This window comes from Micromonospora sp. DT229 (genome assembly GCF_049844505.1).
Taxonomy (GTDB): Bacteria; Actinomycetota; Actinomycetes; order Mycobacteriales; family Micromonosporaceae; genus Micromonospora.
Window position 1 is genome coordinate 47186 of record NZ_JBNCLD010000010.1, and the last position, 22241, is coordinate 69426.

The following is a 22241-nucleotide window of genomic DNA, read 5'->3' on the forward strand; positions in this document are numbered from 1 at the left end:
CTCAGCCGAACTGCTTGGAGTAACCGATGCCGGATGTTTCGGTAGTCATCCCGACCACGGGCCGGCCCAGCCTCGCGGAGGCGGTCGCCACCGCCCGCGACCAGCAGGGCGTCTCCGTACACGTGGTCGTCGTGTGTGACCTGGCCGAGGTGCCGCCCGGCGTCGCCGGACTGCGGGACCAGATCGACGAGATCGTCTGCACCGGCGGGGGACGGCGCGGCTCCTTCGCCCGCAACCTGGGGGTACGCCATGCCGCCCCGGGCAGCCACATCGCCTTCCTGGACGACGACGACGCCTGGCTGCCCGGCAAACTCGCCGCTCAACTGCCCGTCCTGGAACGCCTGGCCGGCCAGGGCTGGCTGCCGGTGGTCTCCTCCCGCACCCTGCAACGCAAGGCGGGGGGCGCCGCGCTGCCGACCCCCGTACCGACCACCCTGATCACCGACGGCACCCTGCCGGAGGACTACCTCTTCCGGCGACGGCACCTCGGGGTGGGTCGGCAGTCCCTGCCCACCTCGACCCTGTTGACCACGGCCGAACTGGCCCGCCAGTGCCCGTGGGACGAGTCCCTGCCCCGGCACCAGGACTGGGACTGGCTGGTGCGGGCGGCGCGGCTCCCGCGGGCGAAGATCGTGCAGATCGAGGAGGCCACCGCCGTCTACACCGTCGGCAGCCCGGGATCGATCTCGGCCGGCGCCGACTGGCGTACCTCCTGGGACTGGGCCCGACGCTGGGAGGGGGTGTGGGCCCCGGAGACCTTCTCCGACTTCATCGCCGCCCAGACCCTGCGGTACGCCGTGCAGGCCCGCGACCGCGAGGGGGTACGCGAGATGGTGCGCGCCATCCGCCGCAACCGGGCCCCCTCGGCCCGCAACGCCGTCCTCGCGGCCCTGGGGCTGGTGCCCCGGTCGGCCCTTGAGCGGGTGGCGATGCGCGGCTCCCGCAGCACCGGTGACAACGGTGCCCTGCCCACGGGCGGGGGCCGCTGATGCGGCTGCACTTCGTACTCCCCCAACTGGATCCGCTGTACGGCATGGAACTGGCCGCGGCGCTGCTCCTGCGGGGTCTGCACGACCAGGGGGTCGAGGTCTCCGCGACGGTGCTGTCCGGGAAGGTTCCCCCTACCCTGAGTGACCTGGCCGTCGACACCCTGGGGCTGGGCACCCGGATCACCCGGCTGGCGGAGGCGGTGCCGCCGCTGCGACGCCGACTGCACCGGCTGCCAGCGGAGGTACGGATCGTGGCCAGCGGGCTGTGGGGCAGCGTGCCGGTCGGTACCGCCCTGGCCGGCACCGGTCGCGATTACGTCGCCTGGGAGCACTCGCTGCTGCCGGAGCGGCTACGCATCGACCGCCGGGTCCGCACCCTGGCCCGGCTGGCCCGGGTCCGCGGGCTGCGCCCCGGCCTGGTCGTCGCCGTCTCCGAGGGGGTGGCCCGCACCGTCCGGCAGCTCGCCCCCGGCCAGCCGGTGGTGACGATCACCAACCCGATGCCGCCCAGGGCCTTCGTAGCCCCGCGTCCGGTGGCCGACCGGCAGCGGATCAGACTGCTCACCACGGCGGCCTTCCGCCCCTACAAGAACCACTCCGGCGCGCTGGAGGCGCTGGCCCTGCTGCCGCCGAACCATCACCTGACCCTGGCCGGGGACGGCGAGGAGCGGGACCTGCTGCACGAGCGGACCCGCCAGCTGGGGCTCACCGACCGGGTGACCTTCCTGGGCCGGGTGCCCGGGGTGGCGCGGCTGCTGGCGGAGTCCGACGTGCTGGTGCATCCCTCCCGCGCCGAGACCTTCGGTTTCAGTCTCGTGGAGGCCGCCGAAGCCGGCCTGCCGGTGGCCGCCCTGCCGGTCCCCGCCCTGGACGAGATGATCCCGACCTTCGTGCCGGGCACCCTGGCGACGGACACCTCCCCGGCGGCCCTGGCCCAGGCGATCGTGGCCCTGACCGGCGAGGGACGCCCCGGTGTGGCGGACTTCGAGAAGGCCTGGCACGCCCGCTGCACCGAACTGGCCCCGGCCACGGTCAGCGCCCGGTGGGTGGAGGCGTTGACATGACGGCGGTCCCCGACGGCCCCGAACGGCGGGTGGCCGAGCAGCTGGCTGGCGGCTCGTCGGCCGGTGTCGGGCGAGGTGACGGCTTCCTCCGCAAGTCCGGCAAGTTCTTCGCCGGCACCCTGCTGCGTACCCTCGCCCAGGGGGCGTTGTTCGTGCTGCTGGCGCGGGAGATGCCGCTCAGCACCTACGGACTGTTCGTCGGTGTCACCGCCCTGATCGCGGTGATCTCCCCCTTCGCGTCGGCGGGCGCACCCAGCCTGATCATGCAGAACTACGCGGACGCCCCGGGCGACTGGCTCCGGCACCTCGTCCGCGGGCTGTTCCTCTCCACCATCTTCGGCACCGCCGCCACCGTCCTGGTGACCGCCGCCGGCCTGGCCATCTGGGGCGCCGACGTCCCGCTGGTCGACCTGCTCTGTCTGGCCTTCGCCGACCTGGTCGCCTGGCGACTCATCGAGGCAGTGGCGGCGTCCATCCAGGTCCGTGGTCGGATCATGCTCGCCGCGTTGATCCCCGCCCTGCTGCACCTCTGCCGGTTGGCCGGTGCGGTCGTGCTGGCCGCCGGGGAGGGGCCGGTCACCCTGCACGACTGGGCGGTGACCTCGGCGGTGCTGTCCACCCTGGTCTGCCTGCCCGTGATCGCCGGTGGCCTGCTCGGTGGCGGCCGGGGCGGAGTCAGTCTCCGGGGCGCGGTCCGGCAGGCCCGTACCGGGATGCTCTTCGCCGTGGGGCTGGCGGCCCAGTCGATCTACAACGACGTCGACAAGGTGATGTTGTCCCGGCTCGGCACCCCGGAGGGCGCCGCCATCTACGCCGCGGCCTACCGGGTGGTCGACCTCGCGTACACCCCGGCCCGGTCGATGAGCGCGATCGCCTACCCCCGGTTCTTCGAGGCGGGACGGCACGGTCCACGCCAGGCCATGCGGATGGCCCGTGGCCTGCTGCCGCGCTTCCTGGCCTTCAGTGTGCCGGTGAGCCTGCTGCTGGTGGCGTTCGCCTGGATGATGCCGCTGGTGTTCGGGGCCGACTTCGAGGCGGCCATTCCGGCCTTGCAGGGGCTCAGCGTCCTGCTGGTGCTCAAGTCGCTGCACTACCTGGCCGCCGACGCGCTCTCCGGTGCCCGGATGCAGGGGCGCCGGACGGTCTGCCAGATCGGCGTCGGGGTGCTCAACGTGCTACTCAACCTGTGGCTCATCCCGACCTACGGTTGGCAGGGGGCCATCGCCTCCAGTCTGTTCTGCGACGCGCTGCTGGCCGCACTGCTCTGGGGAAGCCTGGCCGCCGCCGTCCGCCGCGACCCGGGCGACGCACCCGCACAGCCACGTTCCATGGAAAGGGTCTGAGGTGACCACACTCTTCGGTGTCCTGCTGACTGCGGGTGGTGTCGCGGTAGCCGGGTGGCTGATCCACCAGCGCCGAACGGTGGCCGCCGCCTTCGGCGGTGGGAAGATCGCGATCGGGCTGATCGGATTCGCCGTCCTGGCCAACGCCGCGCCGGTGCTCGCCGGAGACAACTCCTCCGCGCTCATCGGCCTGCTGGTGTTCGCCCTGGTCGCCTGGTTGTTCTTCGTACGCCGTGGTGGTCTGGCCGGTCCTGCGGACATCTGGCGTCGGATCTGCCTGTGCCTGGCCGCTGCCCTGCTCCTCTGGTGCGTCGGGGTCGACCTGCTCACCGGCGAAGGGGTGTACGGGTCCCGGATGCCGGCGTACGCCGCCGCGGGTCTGCTGCTGGTGGCGGTGTGGTTGCTGGGGGCCGGCGCCCCGATGAGCCTGGCCGCGATGGCCTACACCGGGCTGGCCGTGCTGTCCCTGCTGACCATCCCGACCGCCTTCTACGGACAGGCCTGGCGGGCCTGCACCGGCGGGCAACTGGAGAAGTGTTCGCTGGCGGGTGGGCTGTTCAAGAGCTTCTACGATTCCGAGAACTACATCGCCCTGATCACCTCCTTCACCCTGGTGGCCGCGGTCTGCGCGCTGCGTGGGGCGCAACGGTGGGCGGTGGTGGCCTTCGGTCTGCTGGTCATCGTGGCGACCGGCTCCCGGACCAGTTACCTGGCGTTGGCCGCGGTGGCCTGCTGGGTGCTCGGGGCCATGCTGCTCCAGTGGCGTCGGCCGTACCAGCAGATCAATTTCGCCCTCTGCGTGTCCCTGGTCATCGGGGCGGTGGCTACGGCGACCTATCTGACCTGGAGCGCCTCGAAGAACACCCTGAGCAACCGGGGCAACATCTGGATCCATGCCCGGGAGTACATCGCGGGTTCGGAGGCCACCGGGGTCGGCGTCTCGAAGTGGTATCTCCTGCGGGACCAGGGCGAGGCCCCGCACCATTTCTTCCACTCCGGCTACGTGCTGGCCATCTTCTCCGGCGGGTTCATCGCGTTGACCCTGTGGGGCCTGCTGATCGCCACCCTGCTGCGGGCACCGGTGGTCGACGGCCGGGCCTTCTCCGCCAAGGCGCCGGTGGCCCTGTTCATGATCTACTCCTTCACCGAGGTGGTCTGGAACCCCCTCTCGGCCGACGGGTTGACCTGGATCTTCGCTCTGCTGGTGGTGACCGGGTGCACGCTAGGATCGACCGATGGCAACCCGGCGGACACCTCGGTGACCACCGGTGATGTCGTCAGGCTCCCTCACGATGCCGGTTGACCGTGCCACCGTCCGGCGACCACCGCCCCCGGGTCTCGGGTTCCGCCCGGACATCCAGGGCCTGCGCGCCTTCGCCGTCGTGGTGGTCATCCTCGACCACGTCCTCGGCTGGCCGGCGGGCGGATTCGTCGGGGTCGACGTCTTCTTCGTCATCTCCGGCTTCCTGATCACCGGCCTGCTGCTCAACGAGTACGACCGGCGGGGCCGGATCTCCTTCGCGGACTTCTACCGCCGCCGGGCCCGACGCATCCTGCCGCTGGCGATCCTGGTGCTGGTGATCACCTACCTGGCCTCCTCGCTGCTCTTCCTCGGGGATCGGGCGCGATCGACGGCCTGGGACACCCTGTGGGCCGCCCTGTTCGGCGCCAACTGGCGGTTCGCCTTCACCGGCACGGACTACTGGCAGACCGACGGCCCGGTCTCCCCGTTGCAGCACTACTGGTCCCTCGCCGTCGAGGAGCAGTTCTATCTGGTCTGGCCGGTGCTACTGGTGGTCGTGCTGAGTCTCGCCGCCCGTCGGGGCCGGTACGGCGGCAGCGCCCGATGGGCGGTGGGGCTGGTCCTCGGTGTGGTCGTGGCGGGGTCGATCCTGTTCGCCCTCTGGGAGGTCGGCCATCGCCCCACGGTCGCCTACTTCTCGACCTTCTCCCGGGCCTGGGAGCTGGGTGTGGGTGCCCTGCTCGCCCTGGCGGCACCCCTGCTGGCCCGGATACCGGCTCCGGCCCGTCCGGCGTACCAGTGGGCGGGTCTGATCGGTCTGCTGGTCTCGGTGCTGGCCATCACCGCCCAGTCACCCTTCCCGGTTCCCGGTGCCTTCCTGGCGGTGATCTCGACCGCCCTGGTCATCGCCGGAGGGGTCGGCGGACAGCACCTGATGCTGCCCCTGACCAACCGGGCCGTCCGGTACCTCGGCGACATCTCGTACTCGCTCTACCTGTGGCACTTCCCGCTGCTGATCCTGCTCGGCGCGGCGTTGCCCGACAGTGGACCCACCGTAGTGGTGCTCACCCTGGTCGGTACGGTGCTGCTCTCGATGCTCAGCTACCACCTGGTGGAGGATCCGATCCGCCGATCCTCCTGGTTGGAGCCCCGCGGGCCGGGGAGGCCGCCGGAGAGCAGAATCGCCCGGATCAGCCGGTACGCCACCGTGGCGGCGGTGGCCACCACGGTGGTCGCGGCCACGGTGGCGGTGCTGATCCCGCCGCCGCAGGCCCCGGCCGAGACGGCGGCGGTCACCTCGCAGAGCGACCTGAGCGCCCAGATCGGTACGGCGCTGGCGGCGAAGGACTGGCCGGTGTTGACCCCGGCCCCCGGTGAACTGGGCCGCCGGGGCTTCACTCAGGGGCACGGACAGGGTTGCCGGCCGGCGATCCCGGACGGCAACGACTGTGTCGTCGGGACACCCCGCCCCACCCGGCTGGCCGTGGTCGTCGGGGACTCCATCGCCACCGCCTGGCTGCCGTTGGTACGCGGGGTCCTGGAGCCCCAGGGCTGGGCGGTGCGGGACCTGACCTATGCCGGCTGTCCTTTCCTGGCCTCGGGCACGACCTCGCCGATCAACGCCATCACCCGGTCCTGCCCGGGTCACCAGCAGACCGTCCGGCGCATCATCGAGGAGCACCGGCCGGACCTGGTGATCGTGAGCAACGCCTACCGTCAGCGGTTCACCGACACCGGCGGCCGGTCGGCGCTGGCGGAATGGGAGCGGGCCGCCCGCACCGCCCGGGAGAACTGGCTGGCCACCGCCGGGAAGATCGTCGCCCTGCAACCCCCGCCCCTGGGCCCGGACCCGAAAAGCTGCATCACCCGCTTCTCCAGCCCGCAGGACTGCGTCTCCCGGCTCGACGACGAGTACCGCTCCTACGCCGAGGTGGACGGGCGGGTCTGGAGTGGTAAGCGGGCCTGGCACGTGGCCACCACGGACTGGTTCTGCCAGGCCGGACAATGCCCGATCTTCGTCGGTGGGGTCATCGTCCGCCGCGACGGCAACCATGTCACGGCCGAGTACGCCCGCAAGCTGGCCCCGATGTTCGACGAGGCCCTGGCACCGGTCCTCCGCAGCCCCTCGGACTGAACCGACACGCCAGTCGGCCGGCCCCTGACCGGCCGGCAGCTACCGGCGACTACCTGGTCCGGCGTAGCCGAGACCAGAGCAGCACACCGAGCCCGGCCATCAGGGCGACACCGGCGCCGACGAGCACCGGCACCGCCCAGGCGGGCCGGTCCGGTTCCGGGTTACCGCCGAAGGCGACCGCCGTGTCGCGGTACGCCAGGGCCAGGGCGTTCGCGGGTGCCTGCTCGGCGACCTGGGCGAACTGTGCGGCGGCCTTCCCCTCGTCGCCGGTGAAGTACGCGTCGAGGGCGCTGCGGTAGAGCGCGTCCGTCTCGCCGAGTTTGTTCTCGACCCCGGCGGAGTCGAGCAACCCGGTCAGCCGGGGCACCGGTACCACGAGTCGGTTCGGTCGCTTGGGGGCCAACAGGTCGTTGTCCAGCATCCCGACCACCTGGCCCTGCGGGTCGATCGCGATCCCGCCCCGGGAGTAGGCGCCGACGTCCTCGCTGACCCGGTAGAACGAGGTCTCCGGGTCCACTTCGGTCACCTCGGCGGCCTTGGTGCTCACCGTGTAGGTGGCGGAGCGGTACTCCGCATCGGTGGTGGCGTAGCCGAGGACATTCAGTGTCGTTCCCGGGGCGATCGTGGCGGAGGTGTTCAGTTCGGCGGTGGGCAGGTTGGCCTGGTCGAGCTTGACCAGCGCCAGGTTGCCCTCCTCCAGGGGGAGCACCTTGACCACCGTGCCGGGGATCGCCGGGCTGGCCTTGAGGTCACCCTTGGCCACGTTCATCTGACCGTGCAGCACGACCGCCGGGTCGGTGTCCCGCTCGGGGCCGGTGAAGGCACTGCTGGCCAGTCGACCCTTGACGTAGCCGCCGACCTCCCCGGCCTTGAGGGTGCCCCCCGCCACGAGGGTGTCGGCCAGCGAGCCGAGCGCGTGTTCGAGCAGGATCTCCGAGGTGGGCGCGACGCACTGCCCGTTGGTGAGCAGATGCCCGTCGTGGTTGACCACGATCCCGGTGCAGCGGCGGCTGAAGGTGAAGGGATCGGGGTGCAGCAGGGCACCGTCCTGCTTGTTGCGGACGTACCCGGTGTAGATGGCCTCCAGGAAGACCATCGCCGGTGCCACCTTGGCCAGGGCGTGCTCCTGCGGGCTGCGCGGCGCGGCCTCCGCCCAGGGCTTGAGCCCCGGTGCGGGCGGGGCCGCGGTTGGTGCGGTGACCACCGGTGAGGTCTGACCGTCACCGGCCGCGATGGCCCAGATGCCGGCGCCCCCACCGACGGCGGCGACCAGCAGCAGCGCGGCGATCGCCACCCACAGGCCACCCTGCTTTTTCGGCGCGGTGGAGGGTTGGATCCGCCGGGCCGGCGAGCTGAACGGGTCATGCTGCAGCGGATCGACCGAGGCCGGGCCGAAGCCGGGCGAGGCCGGGGTGCCCGAGACCGGATCCGGGTAGACCGGCTGGGCGGGTACCGGCCCCGCCGACTGCGCCGCCCCGGAAACCGACTGCGGCATCCCGGAAACCGGTTGCGGCATGCCCGACACCGGCTGGGGCATGCCCGACACCGGCTGGGGCATCCCCGATACCGGTTGCGGCATCCCCGATACCGGTTGCGGCATCCCGGAGACGGGCTGGGGTGGGCCGGAGACGGGTGGGGACGCCATCGGCGGGGCCGCGGTGGGTACGGGTCGGTACTCCACGCCGAGCGCCCGGAACAGCTTCTCCGCTGCCGGGCCGGCCTCCGGGCCGTACGCGACCCATGGGGCGGCCGCCGCGAAGTCGGCGTACACGAAGGGGGTTCCGGCGGGCGCCTGGGCCAGGTTGTTGACGATCCCGGCGAAGGCCTCCCGCCAGCCCGGGGCGGCGGCCACAGTGGCGTCCAGCACCGCCACGGTCACGAACCGGCCCTGCTGATCGAGGGCTGCCCATGCCTTGCCGACCGGTGAACCCCCCAGCAGATGGGTGTACCGGTAGGGGCCTTCCGGCTGCATGGCAACTCCTCTGCTCAACCGCCGTGCGGATCCTACCGAGCCACCGCACCTCACCCTGCCCGCCGGTGGACACACACGGCCTCATCCTCGTGAAGCCGCAGGTCAGGACGGTCAATGAGGTTGACCACTTGCCTGCTGAAAGTTTTGATGCATAGAGTCGCAGGATGAATGACGGGGATACCAAGGCGCCGATCGAACGGGTCGTCGGCCTGTTCGACGGGGTCCGGCTCACCCCGACCCAGCGGCGCATCGCGCACTGCCTGGTGCAGCACGCCCCCGCCGTGGGTTACCTCTCCGCCGCCGAGGTCGCCGAACTGGCCGGCGTCAGCCAGCCCTCGGTCACCCGCTTCGCGGTGGCCCTGGGCCACGACGGTTATCCCGCGCTGCGTCGGCGACTGCGGGAACTGACCGCCGCCACGCCCGGCCCGGCCACCGCCGGCAACGAACTCCAACAAGCGGTACGCGCCGAGATCGGCAACCTGGACCGGCTGGCCGAGCAGCTCACCGACCGGGAACAGTTGGCCGAGACCGGTCGACTGCTGGCGGCCAGCCGCCCCCTGCCGGTGCTGGGGCTGCGGGCCGCCGCTCCCCTGGCCGCCTACTTCGCGTACTTCGCCGCGAAGGTGCATCCGGACGTGCGGGTGCTCGACGACGGGGGCAGCCTGCTCACCGACCGCCTGGAACAGGCCGCCGAGGCCGGGGCCACCGCGCTGCTGGCCCTGGTGCTGCCCCGCTATCCCCGGGAGACCCTGGACGCGCTGCGGGAGGCCCGTGCCGCCGGGCTCACCGTGGTCGCGATCACCGACTCGCCGGTCAGCCCGGCCGCCGAACTGGCCGATGTGGTGTTGCCGGCGGCGGTCGGCACCCAACTCGTGTTCGATCTACACACCGCTCCGATGACCCTGGCCATGGTGCTGCTCCAGGCGATCTGCGACGCCGCCCCGGCCGAGACCCAGCGGCGGTTGGAGGCCTTCGAAGCCTCCGCCGCCCGTCGCCAGTTGTTCCTCGGTTAGGAGGAGGCTCACCATGACCCACGCCGATCAGGCAGCCCCCGGCCCCGTTCGGGCCGCCCGGGGCCCGGAGCGTACCGCCCGGGGGTGGCCGCAGGAGGCGGCCCTGCGGATGCTGATGAACAACCTGGACCCCGAGGTCGCCGAACGCCCGGACGACCTGGTGGTCTACGGGGGCACCGGGAAGGCCGCGCGGGACTGGCCCTCCTACCACGCCCTGGTGCGCACCCTGACCGACCTGCGTGACGACGAGACCATGCTGGTGCAGTCGGGTCGACCGGTCGGGGTGATGCGCACCCACGAGTGGGCCCCCCGGGTGCTGCTGGCCAACTCCAACCTGGTCGGTGACTGGGCCACCTGGCCGGAGTTCCGCCGGCTGGAGCAGCTCGGGCTGACCATGTACGGGCAGATGACCGCCGGATCGTGGATCTACATCGGCACCCAGGGCATCCTCCAGGGCACCTACGAGACCTTCGCCGCGGTGGCGGAGAAGCGTTTCGGGGGCACCCTGGCCGGCACCCTGACCCTGACCGGCGGCTGCGGCGGGATGGGCGGGGCGCAGCCCCTGGCGGTGACCATGAACGGCGGCGCCTGCCTGATCGTGGACACCGACCGCACCCGGCTGGACCGCCGGGTGCGCGACCGCTACCTGGACGAGGTCGCCGACGACCTGGACGACGCGATCGAGCGGGCCCTGGCCGCGAAGCGGGATCGCCGGGCGCGCAGCGTCGGGGTGGTCGGCAACGCCGCCACGGTCTTCCCCGAGCTGCTGCGCCGGGGGGTGGCCATCGACATCGTCACCGATCAGACCAGCGCCCACGACCCCCTGTCGTACCTGCCGGTGGGGGTGGAGCCGGCCGATGCGCGGGACTACGCGGCGGCCAAGCCGGCCGAGTTCACCGACCGAGCCCGGGAGTCGATGGCCCGGCACGTCGAGGCGATGGTGGGCTTCCTGGACGCCGGTGCGGAGGTCTTCGACTACGGCAACTCCATCCGGGGCGAGGCCCGTCTCGGCGGGTACGAGCGGGCCTTCGACTTCCCCGGCTTCGTGCCGGCGTACATCCGGCCGTTGTTCTGCGAGGGCAAGGGCCCGTTCCGGTGGGCGGCCCTCTCCGGCGACCCGGCCGACATCGCCGCCACCGACCGGGCCATCCTCGACCTGTTCCCGGAGAACGAGTCCCTGGCCCGGTGGATCCGGATGGCCGGCGAACGGGTGGCCTTCCAGGGCCTGCCGGCCCGGATCTGCTGGCTCGGCTACGGCGAGCGCGACAAGGCCGGGGTCCGGTTCAACGAGATGGTCGCCTCGGGTGAGCTGAGCGCGCCCGTGGTGATCGGCCGGGACCACCTGGACTGCGGCAGCGTGGCCAGCCCGTACCGGGAGACCGAGGCGATGGCCGACGGCTCGGACGCGATCGCCGACTGGCCCCTGCTCAACGCGCTTGTCAACACCGCCAGCGGCGCCTCCTGGGTGTCCATCCACCACGGCGGCGGGGTGGGCATCGGCCGCTCCATCCACGCCGGTCAGGTCTGTGTGGCCGACGGCAGCGCCCTGGCCGGGCAGAAGATCGAGCGGGTGCTGACCAACGATCCGGCGATGGGGGTGATCCGGCACGTCGACGCCGGCTACCCCACCCCGCACACCGACGTCCGCATCCCGATGGCGGAGTAAGGAAGGGCCCCTTGTTAACGCATACGGTAGAGGAAGGGCCCCTTCTTAACAGGTTCCGCGTGCTCTGGGACGAGATCGCCCCGATCGGCCGCGACGCGCGCAGCGGGGGTTACCTGCGTTACGCCCTGACCGAGCCGGAGCTGCGGCTGCGGGAGTGGTTCCGGGCCCAGGCCGACGAGCGGGGCATGCCGGTCGCCGAGGACGGCAACGGCAACCTGTTCGCCTGGTGGGGTGACCCGGACGGCCGCGAGGCCGTGCTGACCGGCAGCCACTTCGACTCCGTGCCGCACGGCGGAGGGTACGACGGGCCGCTCGGCATCGTCAGCGCCTGGCTGGCCGTGGACGAGCTGCGGGCCGCCGGGGTCACCCCGGACCGGCCGCTGGTCGTCGCCACCTTCGTCGAGGAGGAGGGGGCCCGGTTCGGCGTACCCTGCTTGGGGTCTCGCCTGCTCACCGGGCAGATCGACGTGGATCGGGCGGCTGCCTTGCGGGACGCGGCCGGGGTGAGCTTCGCCGAGGCGTTGGGTGCCCGGCCGGCGGGCGCCGACCCGGCCCTGGTGGGTCGCTTCGCGGCCTTCGTGGAGCTGCATGTGGAGCAGGGCCGGGCCCTGGTCGAGCAGGACGCCCCGGTGGCGGTGGCCAGCGCCATCTGGCCGCACGGCCGCTGGCGCTTCGACTTCACCGGCGAGGGAAACCACGCCGGTACGACGCGGATGGCCGACCGCCGCGACCCGATGCTCACGTACGCCTTCACGGTGCTGGCCGCCAACAAGGAGGCCCGGCTGCGCGACGCCCACGCCACGGTGGGTCGGGTGACCGTCGAGCCGAACGCCACCAACGCCATCCCGTCTCGGGTGACCGGCTGGCTGGATGCCCGCGCCGCCGAACCGCAGACCCTCACCGGTCTGGTCGAGGCGGTCCGGGCCAAGGCCGTCGAGCGGGCCCGCCGCGACGGAACCGAGGTGGCCCTGACCGAGGAGTCGGCGACCCCCCTGGTGGCCTTCGACCACGGGCTTACCGACCGGCTGGCCCGGCTGCTGGCGGCCCCGGTGCTGCCCACCGGGGCGGGCCACGACGCGGGGGTGCTGGCGGCCCAGGTGCCGACCGCGATGCTCTTCGTGCGCAATCCCACCGGGGTCTCGCACTCCCCCGCCGAGTCGGCCACCGACCCCGACTGTGCCGCCGGGGTGGTCGCCCTGGCCCGGGTGTTGAAGGAGCTGACATGTCGCTGACCAGGATGGGCGAACCGGCCCGGGGGATCGCCCGGCCGGTCCATGATCGGCTGATGGCGCAGCTGGTTCAGCTCGACCGGGAGCAGGGCCGGTGACCTCGATGCGCTGGCTGGCGGAGTACGCCTGGCTGCCCGAGCAGGCCGAGCCCACCCCGGAGGTGCTGATCGAGACCGTGAACGGTCGGATCACCGGGGTCACCCCGCTGTCGCCGGACGGCCCGCCGCACGCCGGGGTGGACGTACTCACCGACGCGGTACGGCTGCCCGGGCTGACCCTGCCCGGCCTGGCCAACGCCCACTCGCACGCCTTTCACCGGGCCCTGCGCGGGCACACCCACGGTGGGCGGGGCGACTTCTGGGGCTGGCGCGACCGGATGTACGCGGTGACCACCCGCCTGAACCCGGACTCCTACCTGGCGTTGGCGCGGGCGGTCTACGCCGAGATGGCCCTGGCCGGGATCACCTGTGTCGGTGAGTTCCACTACCTGCACCACGGTCCCGGCGGCACCCCGTACGACGACCCGAACGCGATGAGCGCGGCACTGGTCGAGGCGGCGGCGCATGCCGGGATCCGGCTGACCCTGTTGGACACCTGCTACCTGACCGCCTCGGTGGACGGCCGGCCGTTGATCGGGGCCCAGTTGCGCTTCGGCGACGGGGACGCGCTGCGCTGGGCCGACCGGGTCACCGCCTTCACCCCCGACGGGGAGCACGCCCGGCTCGGCGCGGCGATCCATTCGGTGCGCGCGGTGCCCGCCGAGCAGCTCGCCACCGTGGCCGGGTGGGCGCACCGGCGGGACGCGCCGCTGCACGTGCACCTGTCGGAGCAGCCGGCCGAGAACGACGCCTGCCGGGCGGTGCACGGGCGTACCCCGACCGGGTTGCTGGCCGACCACGGCATCCTCGGCCCGGCCACCACGGCGGTGCACGCCACCCATCCGACCAGCGGCGATGTCAGTCTGCTCGGGGAGAGCCGGACCGGGGTCTGCCTCTGCCCGACCACGGAACGGGACCTGGCCGACGGCATCGGCCCGGCCCGCCGGATGGCGGACGCCGGCACCCCACTGAGCCTGGGCAGCGACAGCCACGCCGTGATCGACCTCTTCGAGGAGGCCCGCGCGGTCGAGTTGGACGAGCGGCTGCGTACCCGCAAGCGGGGGCATTTCGCTCCGGCGGAGCTGATGCACGCGGCCAGTGCGGCCGGACATGCCGCGCTGGGCTGGACCGACGCCGGGCGGATCGCGGTCGGTGACCGCGCCGACCTGGTCACGGTACGACTGGACAGCGTACGCACCGCCGGGGTGGCTCCGGCCGGGGTCTGGTTCGCCGCCGGCGCGGCCGATGTGACCCAGGTGGTGGTCGAGGGGCGGGTAGTGGTCCGCGACGGCCGCCACCTGACCGTGGACGTACCGCAGGAACTGGCCGACGCCATCGCGGAGGTGACACCGTGAGCGCGAGGAGTGAGCTTGCGAGCTTGGTGGTCCACAACATCGGTGAGCTGGTCACCAACGTGGCCGGCACGGGTGCGGGCGGGCCGCTGGGCCTCCGGCGACGGGCGGCCGTGCTCATCGAGCAGGGCGAGGTGGTCTGGGTAGGGCCCACCGGCGACGCCCCGGCCGCCGACCGGCGCATCGACGCCGGGGGTGCCGCCGTGCTGCCCGGGTTCGTGGACAGCCACGCCCACCTGGTCTTCGCCGGGGACCGGGCCGCCGAGTTCGCCGCCCGGATGGCCGGGCAGCCGTACACCGGCGGGGGCATCCGCACCACTGTGGGTGCCACCCGCGCCGCCTCCGACGAGGAACTGCGCGCCACCGTGCGCCGGCTGCGCGCCGAGGCGTTGCGGCAGGGCACCACCACGATCGAGATCAAGAGTGGGTACGGCCTGACCGTCGCCGACGAGGCCCGCTCACTGCGGATCGCCGCCGAGTTCAGCCGGGAGACCACCTTCCTGGGCGCGCACGTGGTGCCGACCGAGTACGCCGACCGCCCCGACGAGTACGTTGGGCTGGTGTGCGGGCCGATGCTGGCCGCCGCCGCGCCGTACGCCCGCTGGATCGACGTGTTCTGCGAACGGGGCGCCTTCGACGCCGACCACGCCCGCACGATCCTCGCCTGTGGACAGGCCCTGGGGCTCGGCGTACGGGTGCACGCCAACCAGCTCGGCCCCGGTCCGGGGGTACGGCTGGGGGTGGAGTTGGGCGCGGCCAGCGTGGACCACTGCACCCACCTGACCGAGGCCGACATCGAGGCTCTGGCCTCGACGAGGATGGCCGACGGGCAGACCGCCACGGTGGCCACCCTGCTGCCCGGGGCCGAGTTCTCCACCCGGTCGCCCTACCCGCAGGCCCGTCGACTGCTCGACGCCGGTGTCACCGTGGCCCTGGCCACCGACTGCAACCCCGGTTCCTCGTACACCTCCTCGATGCCGTTCTGCATCGCGCTGGCCGTACGCGAGATGGGGATGACCCCGGCGGAGGCGGTGTGGGCGGCGACCGCCGGTGGCGCGCGGGCCCTGCGCCGCGACGACATCGGGGTGCTGCGGCCCGGCGCCCGAGCCGACCTGATCATCCTCGACGCCCCGTCCCACCTGCACCTGGCCTACCGGCCGGGGGTGCCCCTGATCCGCCAGGTCCTGCACAACGGAGTACCGCGATGACCGTGACCATTCCGCCCACCGGGATCTCTCCCGCCGACGTGCTAGCCGTGGCCCGGGGCACCGCCAAGGTCGTCCTGGACCCGGCCACCCTGGAGGCCATGGCCACCAGCCGGTCCATCGTGGACGGCATCGAGGCCGCCGGCCGCCCGGTGTACGGCGTCTCCACCGGCTTCGGGGCGCTGGCCAACACCTTCGTGGCTCCCGAGCGCCGCGCCGAGTTGCAGCACGCCCTGATCCGCTCGCACGCCGCCGGCATCGGCGCGCCCATGCCCCGGGAGGTGGTACGGGCGATGATGCTGCTGCGGGTCCGCTCGCTGGCCCTGGGGCACTCCGGGGTCCGCCCGCTGGTCGCCTCGGCCCTGGTGGACCTGCTCAACCACGAGGTCACCCCCTGGGTGCCGGAGCACGGCTCGCTTGGCGCCTCCGGTGACCTGGCCCCCCTGGCGCACTGCGCCCTGGTGCTGCTCGGCGAGGGCTGGGTGCTGGGTCCGGAGGGTCAGCGGCTACCCGCCGCCGAGGCCCTTGACCGGGCCGGGCTGGCCCCGATCGAGCTGGCCGCCAAGGAGGGGCTGGCGCTGATCAACGGCACCGACGGCATGCTCGGCATGCTGCTGCTGGCCATCCACGACGCGGCCCACCTGTTCACCATGGCCGACGTGACCGCCGCCCTGGCCATCGAGGCCATGCTCGGCTCGGACCGGCCCTTCCTGCCGGAACTGCACGCCATCCGCCCGCACCCCGGGCAGGGCCGCTCGGCGGCCAACATCCACCGGCTGTTGCAGGACTCCGCGGTGATGGACTCGCACCGCGAGGACGTGGACCACGCCGTGCAGGACGCCTACTCGATGCGGTGCGCCCCGCAGGTGGCCGGCGCGGCCCGGGACACCCTGGAGTTCGTGCGTACGGTGGCCGGGCGGGAACTGCTGTCGGTGGTGGACAACCCGGTGGTGCTGCCGGACGGCCGGGTCGAGTCGACCGGCAACTTCCACGGCGCCCCGCTGGGGTTCGCCGCGGACTTCCTGGCCATCGCCGCCGCCGAGGTCGGTGCGATCGCCGAGCGCCGGGTGGACCGGCTGCTCGATGTGACCCGCTCCCGTGACCTGCCGGCCTTCCTGTCCCCCGACGCCGGGGTGAACTCCGGGCTGATGATCGCCCAGTACACCGCGGCCGGGATCGTCGCGGAGAACCGTCGACTGGCCGCACCGGCCTCGGTGGACTCGCTGCCCACCAGCGGCATGCAGGAGGACCATGTCTCGATGGGCTGGGCGGCGACCAAGAAGCTGCGTACCGTGCTGGACAACCTGACCAGCCTGCTGGCGGTGGAACTGCTGGCCGCCGTACGCGGACTGCAACTGCGGGCCCCGCTGACCCCCTCGCCCGCCGGCCGGGCCGCCATCGCCGCCCTCGGCGAGATCGCCGGCGAGCCCGGCCCGGACGTCTTCCTCGCGCCGGTGATGGAGGCCGCCCGCGAGGTGGTAGCCACCCCCGCCCTCCGCACCACCATCGAGCAGGCGATCGGCGACCTCGACTAGCTCCGTGGAGCCTGGCGAGTCGGGATCTTGGTACGGCAGCGCCCCTGGAGGGGCGATTTTGTACCAAGATCCCGACGCTCAGCGAGACTTCGCGGGGCAGCGGGCCTTGGCGGAGTCAGAGGACCTTGGCCACCAGGGCGGCCAGTTCGCGCAGGGCCTTGCCGCGGTGGCTGATGGCGTCCTTCTCCTGCGGGGTCAGCTCGGCGTTGGTGCGGTCCTGACCGTCGCCCAGGAAGATCGGGTCGTAGCCGAAGCCACCGTCGCCGCGCGGGGCACGCAGCAGCCGACCCTGCTGCCGGCCGTCCACCAGATGCTCCTTGCCACCGGGCAGCACCAGGGCCACCGTGCACACGAAGGAGGCCCCCCGGTGCTCGTCCGGCACGTCGGCGACCTGGTCCAGCACCAGTTGCAGGTTGGCCTCGTCGTTGCCGTGCCGACCGGCCCAGCGGGCGCTGAACACCCCCGGCATCCCGTTGAGGGCGTCCACCGCCAGCCCGGAGTCGTCCGCGATCGTCGGCAGTCCGGTACGGCGGCAACCCTCCCTCGCCTTGATCAGCGCGTTCTCACCGAAGGTCAGCCCGGTCTCCGGCAACTCCGGGTACGCCTCGACGTCGTCCAGCCCGATCAGGGCGATCCGGTGGGCGCCCAGGGCACCGTCGAGGATGCGCTGCAACTCGATGAGCTTCTTACGGTTCCGGGTGGCGAGCAGCACCTTGTTCATACTCAGCTACCTTTCGTTCGCGACTGCGGGGCTCGCAAGCTCACTCCTCGCGCTTCACAGGGAGGAAAGAGCCTTCCGCTGGGCTTCGGCCAGATCCAGGCAGCCGAGGACGGCCAGGTCGAGCAGGGCGTCCAACTGGTCTCGGGCGAACACACCGGCCTCACCGGTGCCCTGCACCTCGACGAAGTCCCCGGTGCCGGTGCAGACCACGTTCATGTCGACCTCGGCGGCCACGTCCTCCTCGTAGCACAGATCCAGGCGCGGCTCGCCGCCGATGATCCCGACGCTGATCGCGGCCACCGAGCGGTGCATCACCTTCTCCGGGGTGCCGGTCAGGGCCTTGCGCGCGGCCAGCCAACTGACCGCGTCGTGCAGGGCCACGTACGCCCCGGTGATCGCGGCGGTCCGGGTGCCGCCGTCGGCCTGGAGCACATCGCAGTCGAGCACGATCGAGTTCTCGCCGAGGGCCTTGAGGTCGATGGCCGCGCGCAGACTGCGACCGATCAGTCGGGAGATCTCGTGGGTACGCCCACCGACCTTGCCCTTGATGCTCTCCCGGTCCGAGCGGGTGTTGGTGGCCCGGGGCAGCATCGCGTACTCCGCGGTGACCCAGCCCAGCCCGGAACCACGGCGCCAGCGGGGCACCCCCTCGGTGACGCTTGCCGTGCAGAGCACCCGGGTGGCACCGAACTCCACCAGCACCGATCCCTCGGGGTGGGTACTCCAGCCTCGGGTGAGGGTCACCGGACGAAGTTGGTCGGGCTGCCGCCCGTCAGGTCGCGCCATGCCTGCACCCTATGTGGTGCCGTGATCGAACCGTCCCCGGGTGCCCGCCCCGACGGCTCAGATGTCGTACGTGGCGCCCGGGCGGACCACTTCCAGCGGGCCGGAGTACGCGCCGGCGGCGGCGGCCACGGTGTGCGCCTCGCTGCCCCAGGCGGCCACCAGATGGGTCAGCAGCAGCCGACCGACGCCCGCCTTGGCCGCCGCCTCGCCGGCCTCCCGGCCGGTGAGGTGCAGATCCGGTGGGTTGTCCACCCCGTCGAGGTAGCTGGCCTCGCAGAGGAAGGTGTCCGCGTTCTGGGCCAGCCGCACCAGGGTCTCGCAGGGGGCGGTGTCCCCGGAGTAGCACAGCACCTTGCCGTCGTGCTCCAGCCGCACCCCGTAGGTCTCGATGGGGTGCTGCACCCGGTCGACGGTGACCGTGAACGGGCCGATCGGGAAGGTGCCCGGTTCCAGCGCGTAGAACTGGTAGACGTCGTCCACCGCGCCGTCCACCTGCCCGTACGCGGCGGCCAGCCGCTCCGGGGCACCGGCCGGGGCGTAGACCGGCAACGGCGGGTAGGGGCCGTCCGGGGCGTACCGGCGGACCACCACGTAGGAGGCGGCGTCGAGGATGTGATCGCAGTGCAGGTGGGACAGAAGGATCGCGTCGGGGGCGTGCAGCCCGGCGTAACGCTGCAAGGTGGACAGCGAGCCCGGGCCGAAATCGATCAGAAGCCGGAAGTCCTCGGCCTCGATCAGGTAGGCCGAACAGGGGGACTCGGGTCCGGGGAAGCTGCCCGCACAGCCCAGGACGGTCAGTCGCATCGAGTTGTCTCGCTGTCACGGTAGGTGGTGATTCTCCGGGCCACCGCTCCGGTGGTGATCACAACCGACGCGTACGCCACGCTGCGCAGCCTACGCCCGCTGATGCGAGGGCAAGAATGATCCGCTCGAAGTTGTCATCAACGTGACACCCGCTCGGGCCGTCCGATCGAGTCCGAGTTGGCTGAGTGGCCAGTCAGCTAGGGCCGACGCGACGAGGGCCACCGGCGTGTCGCCGATGGCCCTCGGATCCGTCACCAACCGCACCGGGTCAGGCCCAGAGCTGCCCCTCCAGGGCCTCTTCGGCATCGGCGAGGGTGCCGCCGTAGGCCCCGGTGCTCAGATACTTCCAGCCGCCGTCACTGACCACGAAGGCCACGTCGGCGCGGCGGCCGTCGCGGACCGCCTCGTGCGCGACGGCCAGGGCCGCGTGCAGCACCGCACCGGTGGAGAAGCCGACGAACAACCCCTCGACCTCGACCAACTGCCGGGTCCGCAGCACCGCGTCCCGGGTACCCACCGAGAACCGTCGGCTGAGCACGGTGGCGTCGTAGAGCTCCGGGACGTACCCCTCGTCGATGTTGCGCAGGCCGTAGACCAGTTCCCCGTACCGCGGCTCGGCGGCCACGATCTGGATGCCCTCGACCTTCTCCCGCAGGTAGCGCCCGGTCCCCATCAGGGTGCCGGTGGTGCCCAGTCCGGCCACGAAGTGGGTGATCGTCGGCAGGTCACGCAGCAACTCCGGGCCGGTGGTCTCGTAGTGTGCCCGCGCGTTGGCCTCGTTGCCGTACTGGAAGAGCATCACCCAGTCCGGATGCTCCGCGGAGATCTGCTTGGCGGTGGCCACCGCCTGGTTCGAGCCACCGGCGGCCGGAGAGAAGATGATCTCCGCGCCGTACATCCGGAGCAACTGCACCCGCTCGGTGGAGACGTTCTCCGGCATCACACAGACCAGCCGGTAACCGCGCAGCTTGGCCACCATGGCCAGGGAGATGCCGGTGTTGCCGCTGGTCGGCTCCAGGATGGTGTCGCCCGGACGGAGCCGACCGGCCTCCTCGGCGGCCCGGACCATGAACAACGCCGCCCGGTCCTTGACGCTGCCGGTGGGGTTGCGGTCCTCCAGCTTGGCCCACAGCCGCACCGGCGGTGCCCCCTCGGGCACCGTCGGCGACAGTCGGGGCAGGCCCACCAGGGGTGTGCCGCCGCAGGCGTCCAGCAGGCTGTCGTACCGCGCCATCGCCGCTCGCCTCAGCCGGCGGTGACGGAGGTACGGCTGTGCTGCGCGATCGCCGCGGCGGCGGCGAAGCCGAAGGCGCCGCCGGCCACGGCGGGCAGAATGGTGACGCTGTCGCCGTCGGAGAGCTTGGCGTCCAGAGCGCCGAGGAAGCGTACGTCCTCGTCGTTGACGTAGACGTTGACGAAGCGGTGTAGCGCACCCGCCTCGGTGACCAGCCGCGCCCGCAGCCCGGCGTGCCGGGAGTCCAGGTCGGCGAGCAGGTCACTCAGGGTGTCTCCACTGCCCTCGACGACCTTCGCACCGCCGGTGTAGCTGCGCAGGATGGTGGGGATGCGAACCTCGATGGCCATGATGTCTTACTCCTCGATCAGGTGTGCGCGGTGACGTGCCGGAAAAGGGTGTACGGGGCTGGGGATCAGTTGCCCGAACACTCGTAGTCGACCGTCGCCGGGCTCTGCCCGAACATGTAGGACTGCACGGCGTGCGGATCCACCCCGGCGTCGAGAATCCGCACCGGCTCCTCGGTCACCACCCCGTCCACGATGCGGAAGGAGCGGATCTCCTCGGTGTCCGGTTCCCGGGTGGAGACGAGCAGGTAGTGAGCGCCCGGCTCACCGGCGAAGGCGATGTCCGTCCGCGACGGGTACGCCTCCGTGGCGGTGTGCGAGTGGTAGATGACAACGGGCTCCTCGTCCCGATCGTCCATCTCCCGCCAGACCCGCAGCTGCTCCATCGAGTCGAACTCGTAGAAGGTCATCGAGCGGGCGGCGTTCTCCATCGGGATGTGCCGGGTCGGCGTGTCACTGCCGACCGGACCGGCGACCACGCCACAGGCCTCGTCGGGGTGATCCCGACGAGCGTGGGCGACGATCGCGTCAACGATCGACCGGTCGATGCTCAGCACGCCGCCAAGCCTAGCGCCCGCCGCTGACGCTTTGCGAGGCGGCGCTGGTCACAGTCACTCGATCAAGGCGTTGAGCAGGGATTCCTGGAGGTAGCCCAGGTAGGCGTAGACCGAAAGCTGGAACACCCGGCTGGAGGAGGGATCATCGGCCACCGCGTCGTCCAGCTCGGCGCCCAGGTCCGTGCCGTCCTTGATCTCCAGCCGTACCCCCATCGCCAGCCGGGCGTCGTTGAGGGCCCGCAGCCAGGCCTCGGCCGCCTCGGCGTCCAGGCGCACCTCGCCACCGCCCTCACCGGGCAGCGCGGCCAGGATCGCCCCGGCCTGGTCGATCTTCGCGGTCTTCAGGTCACCCTCGGTGTAGCGGCGGAACTCCGCGGTCCCGGCGGCGTCATCCGGGTACGCATCGGGGAAAAGCCGACAGACCACCGGATCGGAGTGGTCGAACCCGTCGGTGAGCAGGCCGACCACCTCGGAGGCGACCTTGCGCAGCACCCGTACCTCGTCGACGGCGAAGGTGGCGACGTACCGGTCCCCCCGGCGGCGGAACATGCTCACGACCGCTCCACCGTCGCCCAGAGCCCGTAGGCGTGCAACTGCGAAGCGTCATGTTCCATACGTTCCCGAGCGCCGCTGGAGACCACGGCCTTGCCCTTGTGATGCACGTCCAGCATGAGTTGCTCGGCCTTCTCCCGGCTGTAGCCGAAAAGCTTCTGGAACACCCAGGTCACGTAGCTCATCAGATTGACCGGGTCATCCCACACGATCGTCACCCACGGCCGGTCCGAAGCCGGCACCTCATCGGTGTCCGGAGTCTCGACCGGTGCAACCTGCGGAGCCGCCATGCCCCCCATCGTGCCACCGGATCGGCGCAATCGAGGAACCGGAACGCCGGAGGGGGTCTCGACGGCCCACCCGGACAGCCCTTCGGGGCCCTCCGGAGGCCGCAGAA

General features: G+C 72.0%; 20 protein-coding genes. 11 read left to right on the forward strand and 9 right to left on the reverse strand.

Annotation, left to right across the window (positions count from 1 at the left end; translation table 11 throughout):
- The first annotated feature begins 26 nt into the window (after window positions 1–26).
- The 5 genes from ACLQ2T_RS17585 to ACLQ2T_RS17605 are packed head-to-tail and all read left to right on the forward strand — an operon-like array spanning window position 27 to window position 6773.
- Window positions 27–989 carry a glycosyltransferase gene (locus ACLQ2T_RS17585; protein ID WP_425767435.1) on the forward strand — a complete coding sequence of 321 codons (963 nt, stop codon included), beginning with the start codon at window positions 27–29 and terminating at the stop codon, window positions 987–989.
- On the forward strand, window positions 989–2053 hold the full coding sequence (locus ACLQ2T_RS17590) for a glycosyltransferase (RefSeq protein WP_425767436.1): 1065 nt from the start codon (window positions 989–991) through the stop codon (window positions 2051–2053). Before ACLQ2T_RS17585 ends, ACLQ2T_RS17590 begins: the two co-directional genes overlap by 1 nt.
- Window positions 2050–3396 carry a lipopolysaccharide biosynthesis protein gene (locus tag ACLQ2T_RS17595; protein ID WP_425767437.1) on the forward strand — a complete coding sequence of 449 codons (1347 nt, stop codon included), beginning with the start codon at window positions 2050–2052 and terminating at the stop codon, window positions 3394–3396. Before ACLQ2T_RS17590 ends, ACLQ2T_RS17595 begins: the two co-directional genes overlap by 4 nt.
- Before the next feature lies 1 nt (window position 3397).
- Complete coding sequence (locus tag ACLQ2T_RS17600) at window positions 3398–4699, forward strand: O-antigen ligase family protein (RefSeq protein ID WP_425767438.1); 1302 nt, start codon at window positions 3398–3400, stop codon at window positions 4697–4699.
- Window positions 4689–6773, forward strand: a complete 2085-nt coding sequence (locus ACLQ2T_RS17605) for an acyltransferase family protein (protein WP_425767439.1) — start codon at window positions 4689–4691, stop codon at window positions 6771–6773. The genes ACLQ2T_RS17600 and ACLQ2T_RS17605 overlap by 11 nt, the downstream gene beginning before the upstream one ends.
- Window positions 6774–6822: 49 nt before the next feature.
- Here ACLQ2T_RS17605 and ACLQ2T_RS17610 read toward each other — a convergent pair whose 3' ends face one another.
- Complete coding sequence (locus ACLQ2T_RS17610) at window positions 6823–8745, reverse strand: trypsin-like peptidase domain-containing protein (protein WP_425767440.1); 1923 nt, start codon at window positions 8743–8745, stop codon at window positions 6823–6825.
- 164 nt (window positions 8746–8909) lie between these two features.
- On the opposite strand from ACLQ2T_RS17610, the gene ACLQ2T_RS17615 reads away from it, so the two are divergent.
- The 6 genes from ACLQ2T_RS17615 to hutH all read left to right on the forward strand — a co-directional run bounded on the left by ACLQ2T_RS17615 (window position 8910) and on the right by hutH (window position 16843).
- A complete protein-coding gene (locus tag ACLQ2T_RS17615) occupies window positions 8910–9758 on the forward strand; it encodes a MurR/RpiR family transcriptional regulator (RefSeq protein WP_425767441.1) in 849 nt (282 codons plus the stop codon).
- 13 nt (window positions 9759–9771) lie between these two features.
- Window positions 9772–11424, forward strand: a complete 1653-nt coding sequence (hutU, locus tag ACLQ2T_RS17620; RefSeq protein WP_425767442.1) for a urocanate hydratase — start codon at window positions 9772–9774, stop codon at window positions 11422–11424.
- Window positions 11425–11435: 11 nt separating this feature from the next.
- Window positions 11436–12656: an allantoate amidohydrolase gene (locus ACLQ2T_RS17625; RefSeq protein ID WP_425767443.1), complete on the forward strand. Its 1221-nt coding sequence runs from the start codon at window positions 11436–11438 to the stop codon at window positions 12654–12656.
- A 100-nt stretch (window positions 12657–12756) separates the two neighbouring features.
- Window positions 12757–14106 carry a formimidoylglutamate deiminase gene (locus ACLQ2T_RS17630; RefSeq protein WP_425767565.1) on the forward strand — a complete coding sequence of 450 codons (1350 nt, stop codon included), beginning with the start codon at window positions 12757–12759 and terminating at the stop codon, window positions 14104–14106.
- Window positions 14103–15311 (forward strand): imidazolonepropionase, encoded by a 1209-nt coding sequence (gene hutI, locus ACLQ2T_RS17635; RefSeq protein ID WP_425767444.1) that lies wholly within the window; start codon window positions 14103–14105, stop codon window positions 15309–15311. The genes ACLQ2T_RS17630 and hutI overlap by 4 nt, the downstream gene beginning before the upstream one ends.
- On the forward strand, window positions 15308–16843 hold the full coding sequence (gene hutH / locus ACLQ2T_RS17640) for a histidine ammonia-lyase (RefSeq protein WP_425767445.1): 1536 nt from the start codon (window positions 15308–15310) through the stop codon (window positions 16841–16843). Before hutI ends, hutH begins: the two co-directional genes overlap by 4 nt.
- Before the next feature lie 115 nt (window positions 16844–16958).
- Here hutH and rdgB read toward each other — a convergent pair whose 3' ends face one another.
- The 8 genes from rdgB to clpS all read right to left on the reverse strand — a co-directional run bounded on the left by rdgB (window position 16959) and on the right by clpS (window position 22134).
- Window positions 16959–17564, reverse strand: coding sequence for an RdgB/HAM1 family non-canonical purine NTP pyrophosphatase (rdgB, locus tag ACLQ2T_RS17645; protein WP_327022469.1), 606 nt, complete (start codon window positions 17562–17564; stop codon window positions 16959–16961).
- A 54-nt stretch (window positions 17565–17618) separates the two neighbouring features.
- On the reverse strand, window positions 17619–18350 hold the full coding sequence (rph, locus tag ACLQ2T_RS17650; RefSeq protein ID WP_425767446.1) for a ribonuclease PH: 732 nt from the start codon (window positions 18348–18350) through the stop codon (window positions 17619–17621).
- A 57-nt stretch (window positions 18351–18407) separates the two neighbouring features.
- On the reverse strand, window positions 18408–19154 hold the full coding sequence (locus ACLQ2T_RS17655) for an MBL fold metallo-hydrolase (protein ID WP_425767447.1): 747 nt from the start codon (window positions 19152–19154) through the stop codon (window positions 18408–18410).
- 268 nt (window positions 19155–19422) lie between these two features.
- Window positions 19423–20388: a PLP-dependent cysteine synthase family protein gene (locus ACLQ2T_RS17660; protein ID WP_425767448.1), complete on the reverse strand. Its 966-nt coding sequence runs from the start codon at window positions 20386–20388 to the stop codon at window positions 19423–19425.
- 11 nt (window positions 20389–20399) lie between these two features.
- Window positions 20400–20738 (reverse strand): MoaD family protein, encoded by a 339-nt coding sequence (locus tag ACLQ2T_RS17665; protein ID WP_425767449.1) that lies wholly within the window; start codon window positions 20736–20738, stop codon window positions 20400–20402.
- Between the two features lie 65 nt (window positions 20739–20803).
- Entirely contained in the window at window positions 20804–21292 is a 489-nt protein-coding gene (locus tag ACLQ2T_RS17670) for a M67 family metallopeptidase (RefSeq protein ID WP_357528708.1), read from the reverse strand.
- Between the two features lie 54 nt (window positions 21293–21346).
- The gene (locus ACLQ2T_RS17675; RefSeq protein WP_425767566.1) at window positions 21347–21841 is read right to left on the reverse strand and encodes a DUF2017 domain-containing protein; all 495 of its coding nucleotides are present in this window, start codon (window positions 21839–21841) and stop codon (window positions 21347–21349) included.
- A gap of 2 nt (window positions 21842–21843) precedes the next feature.
- The gene (gene clpS, locus ACLQ2T_RS17680; RefSeq protein WP_327022476.1) at window positions 21844–22134 is read right to left on the reverse strand and encodes an ATP-dependent Clp protease adapter ClpS; all 291 of its coding nucleotides are present in this window, start codon (window positions 22132–22134) and stop codon (window positions 21844–21846) included.
- Window positions 22135–22241: the final 107 nt, after the last annotated feature.

Coding starts and splice junctions, on each gene's coding strand:
- ACLQ2T_RS17585 (WP_425767435.1), top strand. CDS start 27: ATGCCGGATGTTTCGGTAGTCATCCCGACCACGGGCCGGCCCAGCCTC.
- ACLQ2T_RS17590 (WP_425767436.1), top strand. CDS start 989: ATGCGGCTGCACTTCGTACTCCCCCAACTGGATCCGCTGTACGGCATG.
- ACLQ2T_RS17595 (WP_425767437.1), top strand. CDS start 2,050: ATGACGGCGGTCCCCGACGGCCCCGAACGGCGGGTGGCCGAGCAGCTG.
- ACLQ2T_RS17605 (WP_425767439.1), top strand. CDS start 4,689: ATGCCGGTTGACCGTGCCACCGTCCGGCGACCACCGCCCCCGGGTCTC.
- ACLQ2T_RS17610 (WP_425767440.1), bottom strand. CDS start 8,745: ATGCAGCCGGAAGGCCCCTACCGGTACACCCATCTGCTGGGGGGTTCA.
- ACLQ2T_RS17615 (WP_425767441.1), top strand. CDS start 8,910: ATGAATGACGGGGATACCAAGGCGCCGATCGAACGGGTCGTCGGCCTG.
- hutU (WP_425767442.1), top strand. CDS start 9,772: ATGACCCACGCCGATCAGGCAGCCCCCGGCCCCGTTCGGGCCGCCCGG.
- ACLQ2T_RS17630 (WP_425767565.1), top strand. CDS start 12,757: ATGCGCTGGCTGGCGGAGTACGCCTGGCTGCCCGAGCAGGCCGAGCCC.
- hutH (WP_425767445.1), top strand. CDS start 15,308: ATGACCGTGACCATTCCGCCCACCGGGATCTCTCCCGCCGACGTGCTA.
- rdgB (WP_327022469.1), bottom strand. CDS start 17,564: ATGAACAAGGTGCTGCTCGCCACCCGGAACCGTAAGAAGCTCATCGAG.
- rph (WP_425767446.1), bottom strand. CDS start 18,350: ATGGCGCGACCTGACGGGCGGCAGCCCGACCAACTTCGTCCGGTGACC.
- ACLQ2T_RS17655 (WP_425767447.1), bottom strand. CDS start 19,154: ATGCGACTGACCGTCCTGGGCTGTGCGGGCAGCTTCCCCGGACCCGAG.
- ACLQ2T_RS17660 (WP_425767448.1), bottom strand. CDS start 20,388: ATGGCGCGGTACGACAGCCTGCTGGACGCCTGCGGCGGCACACCCCTG.
- ACLQ2T_RS17665 (WP_425767449.1), bottom strand. CDS start 20,738: ATGGCCATCGAGGTTCGCATCCCCACCATCCTGCGCAGCTACACCGGC.
- ACLQ2T_RS17675 (WP_425767566.1), bottom strand. CDS start 21,841: ATGTTCCGCCGCCGGGGGGACCGGTACGTCGCCACCTTCGCCGTCGAC.
- clpS (WP_327022476.1), bottom strand. CDS start 22,134: ATGGCGGCTCCGCAGGTTGCACCGGTCGAGACTCCGGACACCGATGAG.